This window comes from Microcystis sp. M090S1, assembly GCF_020246295.1.
Taxonomy (GTDB): Bacteria; Cyanobacteriota; Cyanobacteriia; order Cyanobacteriales; family Microcystaceae; genus Microcystis; species Microcystis aeruginosa.
On sequence record NZ_JADBTF010000075.1, the window covers coordinates 1 to 5,051 of the forward strand.

Below are 5,051 nucleotides of genomic sequence, written 5' to 3' on the forward strand. Positions count from 1 at the left end.
GGGAATCAACAATAAACTTAAACTAATAAAACGGAGAGGCTATGGCTTTAGAAACTTTCGGAATTTTTGGGTTAGAAGTATGTTATCTTGGCATCTTGTCTGTTGATTTAGCATAAAGAGTAACGAAGAGCCCTATTTTTTCATAATTAGGGGTCTCAAGACCCCCCTAGCGGGCGCAGAGAAAACCCTCACCAGCTAAGTATTTTTACTCAAGTCTCTAGAGGGGGACAGCTTATGTGACAGTTGAGGGTGCGGAATGTGGGTTTTAGGATACATGAGATTAAAATCTCGCTCCTTGTTTTCATCCTTGGGCTGAAGCCACAAGGCTTTCAACGGCAAGAATTTAGGTAACTCATGGGATTCTCCTAATCGCTAGATAATAGAACAAGCGTATTAATAACGTAGGGGTCCACCGTAACCACCGTATAAACCGACTCCGCGGGTACCGGCCCCCACCCCGTAAAAGCCGGGACCGACACCACCACCAACACCAATCCAATCGATAAATAGGGAAGTTGCCCCGCCGGCCTTGGGTAGAGTCCCTTCGATTAGCTTGTAGCTATAAATCAAGTCCTTGCCATCGATGACGGGATTGCTAATCTCGACGACAACTATAGTATTGTCTTGACGACCAGGTTCGTAGACTGAGAGGGTCGCATTGGGGGGATCGTTAGCAAAATTATCTTTTCCTGCCCTGGCTGTCCACTCATCCATATAGGCGGCCATGGTCAGATTACCAGCAATCCGGTTCGGGCGATCGGAAAAGTATAATGTCTGTTTGTTGACGTTCACCAAGCGAATTGTTTTTGTGACGGGATCTACCTGAATATCTTCTGCCGTTTGCACGAACATTAACTGCACTTTTTCTTGAGCAGGAGTAGTCTGGGCTACAGAAATATTGGGCATCCCCCAGTTAGTGATTGCCATGGCCGCTACTCCCAGAAAAAGTGTATAACGAAAACGCTTCAGGGATTTGGTCAATTGCTCAGAATTTCTCATGATTGCTCTCCTTAATACCCAGTTTAAATATACAACAGCTTATTTGATATTTTCAGTAATTTTCTTAGCTAACTATTTAGACTAATTAGCAATTTGCTATGATGGCAGTTTAGGAACGATCTGATCGACAAAAATATTAATCAAACCTTTCACCATAAATTGTACTCCGATCGCTGCTACAAATAGCCCCATAACTCGCTGAGTAATACTCAAGCCAATATCTCCCAAAAGTCTTTGTAACCATTGGCCAGCAGCGAGGATGAGAAAGACCAAAAAACTGACTAAAATTGTCATCAAAATCATTTCAATGCCCATACCGTCACCCAGCTTTGATTCGGCTTCACTGGCATAAAGGATAACGTTAGCAATAACCCCAGGTCCTACCAATAAAGGCATAGCCATAGGAATAACAATTTGCCGATAAACTGACTTAGCTTCGCTGAGATAATCCCCTCCTCGCTCATTAATTAAAAGCTCTTTTGTCCCTCCCCCAGAACCGTTAACAATGTTGATACCGATCATCAACAAAAGCACTCCACCAGCAAGGCGAAAAGAGTCTAAGGTGACACCAAAGAATTTTAGCATTGACGTTCCGATAAACATAAAAATTAACAACAAACACAAGACAGTTAACGAGACAAATAGAGCCACGAGTCGCTGTACTTCTTGACGTTCGCGAGCGGTGTAACTAATAAATATCGGCAGCATCCCCAGAGGATTTAAGAGGGCGAATAGAGTGATGGCAAAGTTTCTCAAAAAAGACCATTCCATAGAACAAAGTTGCTAATTTAAACTCAATTTTTTTGCTTTTAACCGAGGGAAAGTCTAGATAAAACTACCAGCGCGGTTAGTTTTTGCTATAGAAAATTAAACATTGGCTCGCCAGCGATCGCGATTCCTCCCCTAAGACCGAATAAGCGAAACCGTCGATCGCAAGTCCCCTTTTCTACTGCCGGGCCATGATAATTTTCAGACGTTCCTCCGGGTCGATCAGGTGGTCATGAGCGTCCGTACCCACATCCAGTTGAACCCAACCGATCTTGCCTGTGAAACGACTGGTTTTCGAGGTATATTCCGCCGCTACGGGGGTACCGGATTCGTAGCCGATATCCGTGGTCTCGTCCGCAGAGAAAATAAAAGCCTGAGTTCGTTCTACCCGACCCGTACCCACCGGTTGACCGTCGTAGTAGAGGGTGACATTTCCCCCCCGTCCTAAACCACCGCCATCGTAGGCAAACTCCATCCGTACCTGATGCTTACCGGCTGGGATCGTCTCCGTCGCCTCGGTGACAAAACTTTGAATCCCCAGCACGTTATAGACGAACTTGGCTTTTCCGTCGTGGGTATAGACACTCCAACCACCGAAGCGGCCGCCTTGGGCGATAATCACCCCGTCCGCGCCTTCCGGGGGAATGTTCAGTTCCGCCGTCACCGAGAAGGATTTATTTTTGATGTTGATGACGCTATTTTCAGACAAACGCCCCATCCCGGCAAAGAATAATTGCGAGTTTCCCCGCACGAGGATAGGCCGGCCAGCGGTGGCGGGATCGACCCGTTCCACTTGGCGATCGTCTAGGGGCAGTACATTATACTTAACCGCCTCGATCAGAAATTGTCGCTGTAGTTCGTGCAGTTTCTCTGGCATTTCCCCGGAGAGATCCCGAGCTTGCGTCCAATCCGTACTGCCGTCGTATAGTTCCCAGATATCATCGTCGAAAGGAACCATCGTCTGTCCAGTCATAATCCACGGGGTGCGGTGCTTGGTAATCGCACTCCAACCCTTGTAATAGATGCCCCGATTGCCAAACATCTCGAAATACTGCACATCGTGACGTTCGGGGGCGGCCGCGTCGTTAAAGGTATAAACCATACTCGTACCCTCGTAGGGACTTTGTAGGACACCGTTAACCATAGTCGGTTCGGGAATTCCCGCTACTGCCAACACCGTCGGGGCCACATCGATCAGATGACAGAACTGATGGCGAATCCCACCTTTTTCCGTGATGATTTTGGGATAACGAACAATCGTACCGTTGCGGGTCCCGCCCCAGTGAGAAGCGACCTGCTTCGTCCATTTGTAGGGGCTACTCATCGCCCAAGCCCAACCGACCGCGTAGTGATTATAGGAATCGGGCGCGCCGAAGTCATCCAGTTTCGAGAGGAGAAATTCCGGGGTTTCTAGACCCGCTAACCCGTTAAAGTTGGCCATCTCGTTAAACGCGCCCTGAAGCGTTCCCTCGGCGGATGCGCCGTTATCGCCGACGATGACGTAAACGAGCGTATCGTCGAGGATTTCTAGATTTTCTAAGGCTTGAATCACCCGTCCCACCTGCTCATCGGTATGTTCCAGAAAGGCGGCGTACACCTCCATCTGGCGCTCTAATACCGGCTTCAGGCGATCATCCATTTCATCCCAGGCGGGAATTTCGGCGTGACGGGGGGTGAGTTCGGCATTTTGGGGAATTACGTCCAGTTCTTTCTGTCGGGCAAAGGTAATCTCCCTCTGGTGATCCCAACCGTGAGCGAATTGGCCCCGATACTTGTCGATCCATTCCTTGGGGACGTGGTGGGGGGCATGGGTCGCGCCGGGGGCGAAGTACATAAAGAAAGGCTTATCGGGGGCGAGGGCTTTTTGTTGACTGACCCAAGCGATCGCTCGATCCGCCAGATCTTCGGTCAGGTGATACCCTTCCTCCGGGGTTTTCGGCGGTTCGATCGGGGTTGTTCCCTCGTACAGTGCCGGCTCCCACTGGTTATTCTCGCCACCGATAAAGCCGTAGAAATACTCGAATCCACCCCCGCCAGAGGGCCAAGCGTCAAACGGGCCGATCGGGCTGGTTTGCCAAACCGGTACCTCGTGGCACTTACCGAACTGCGCCGTGGAATAGCCGTTCAGCTTCAGGGTCAAGGCGAGGGGGGCTTTGGTGTTGGGACGAACGGAACTCTGCCCGGGGGCGGAGGTGGCGGTTTCGGTGATGTTGCCCATGCCGACCGAGTGATGATTCCTTCCAGAGAGCAAAGCCGCGCGGCTGGGAGAGCAGAGGGCAGTGGTATGAAAACGGGTATATTTTAGCCCCTGTGCCGCTAATCGCTCGAAAGTGGGGGTATTGCACGGGCCACCGAAGGCACTGGAGGCTCCGAAGCCCACGTCATCGAGCAGCACGATCAGCACGTTGGGCGCGCTGGCCGGCGGTCGGATATCTCGAATCGGGGGATAGTCAGTGTCCGGATTCTTCGCGTCGTAGGTGGTTAGACCGAAGGAGGTTAAGTCGGGAATCGGTAGAATTTGGCGTTGGATCGGCTTATCTTGGGACATCGTTCATTTCCTCCGGTAAATTTTTTCGAGAATCGATCAGGTCGAGAAATATTTAAATTTGTTAATTTCTCTTGACAGAATGCCTAATTTGTAGTGTTGAAGCGCATCGTTCGGTCCATTGACTATCCTATCGCTTGCCAAAATCGATAACGCGGTCGTTCCCTCCCAGCGCGGCCGTTTTAGGTCTACCAGATTCCAGAGGAAGACCTGTTTCCCCTTCAGCAGGTAAAATCCGTACCCACCGAAGCGCCCCCCCCTGAGTGACGATCATGCCGTTCCCGCCATCGGCTGGAACTTCGACTTCGGCCTTGAAGTTATCTCAAATGTCGGGGTGAAGACCGGAAGCGCTTAGCGCGACGGGATGAAACCCCGACCAATATAAAACAGCGAAGCACGACACTTCGACAGAGCTTCGGTGGCCACTAAAATCTTGACAATCTCTGCTGTACAGTTTAACTTAAAATAAGTTGTTTGAGGTCGATAAACAATGATTGTCGTAGAAATGAAAGCCGTGGTCAAACCGAGTCAGTCAGTGTTCTGCCATAGATGAAGCTATTCGTACAGGACAATTCATTAGTAATAAGGCTTTAAGGCTTTGGATGGATGCCAAGAAAGAAGACAAAATCGATAAATATTCTCTCAATAAATATTGTGCAGTTCGCAGCCATTCAGTTCAAGTTTGTCGATACTCTAAATTCTACTGCTAGACAAGCATCTGCTGAACGAGCCTGGGGGA

The 5,051-nt window shown here is 49.6% G+C and carries 4 protein-coding genes and 1 pseudogene; 2 read left to right on the forward strand and 3 right to left on the reverse strand.

What is annotated here, in order from left to right; all coding sequences use genetic code 11:
- Nucleotides 1-106 (forward strand): transposase (locus tag IM477_RS03335; protein ID WP_287233821.1); only part of this gene is annotated, 106 nt, incomplete at its 5' end.
- 287 nt (nucleotides 107-393) lie between these two features.
- Here IM477_RS03335 and IM477_RS03340 read toward each other — a convergent pair.
- From IM477_RS03340 to IM477_RS03350, 3 genes are all read right to left on the reverse strand, one after another.
- Nucleotides 394-999, reverse strand: a complete 606-nt coding sequence (locus tag IM477_RS03340; RefSeq protein WP_287730524.1) for a hypothetical protein — start codon at nucleotides 997-999, stop codon at nucleotides 394-396.
- Between the two features lie 96 nt (nucleotides 1,000-1,095).
- Nucleotides 1,096-1,770 carry a MarC family protein gene (locus tag IM477_RS03345; RefSeq protein WP_287730525.1) on the reverse strand — a complete coding sequence of 225 codons (675 nt, stop codon included), beginning with the start codon at nucleotides 1,768-1,770 and terminating at the stop codon, nucleotides 1,096-1,098.
- Nucleotides 1,771-1,945: 175 nt separating this feature from the next.
- The gene (locus IM477_RS03350) at nucleotides 1,946-4,171 is read right to left on the reverse strand and encodes an arylsulfatase (protein WP_287730526.1); all 2,226 of its coding nucleotides are present in this window, start codon (nucleotides 4,169-4,171) and stop codon (nucleotides 1,946-1,948) included.
- Between the two features lie 631 nt (nucleotides 4,172-4,802).
- Between IM477_RS03350 and IM477_RS03355 the strand changes: the two are divergent.
- Nucleotides 4,803-5,051, forward strand: a pseudogene (locus tag IM477_RS03355) (RNA-guided endonuclease TnpB family protein); the annotation flags it as partial.

Bases quoted from the DNA above. Each gene is read 5' to 3' on its own strand.
- IM477_RS03345 (WP_287730525.1), bottom strand. From the start codon at position 1,770: ATGGAATGGTCTTTTTTGAGAAACTTTGCCATCACTCTATTCGCCCTC.
- IM477_RS03340 (WP_287730524.1), bottom strand. From the start codon at position 999: ATGAGAAATTCTGAGCAATTGACCAAATCCCTGAAGCGTTTTCGTTAT.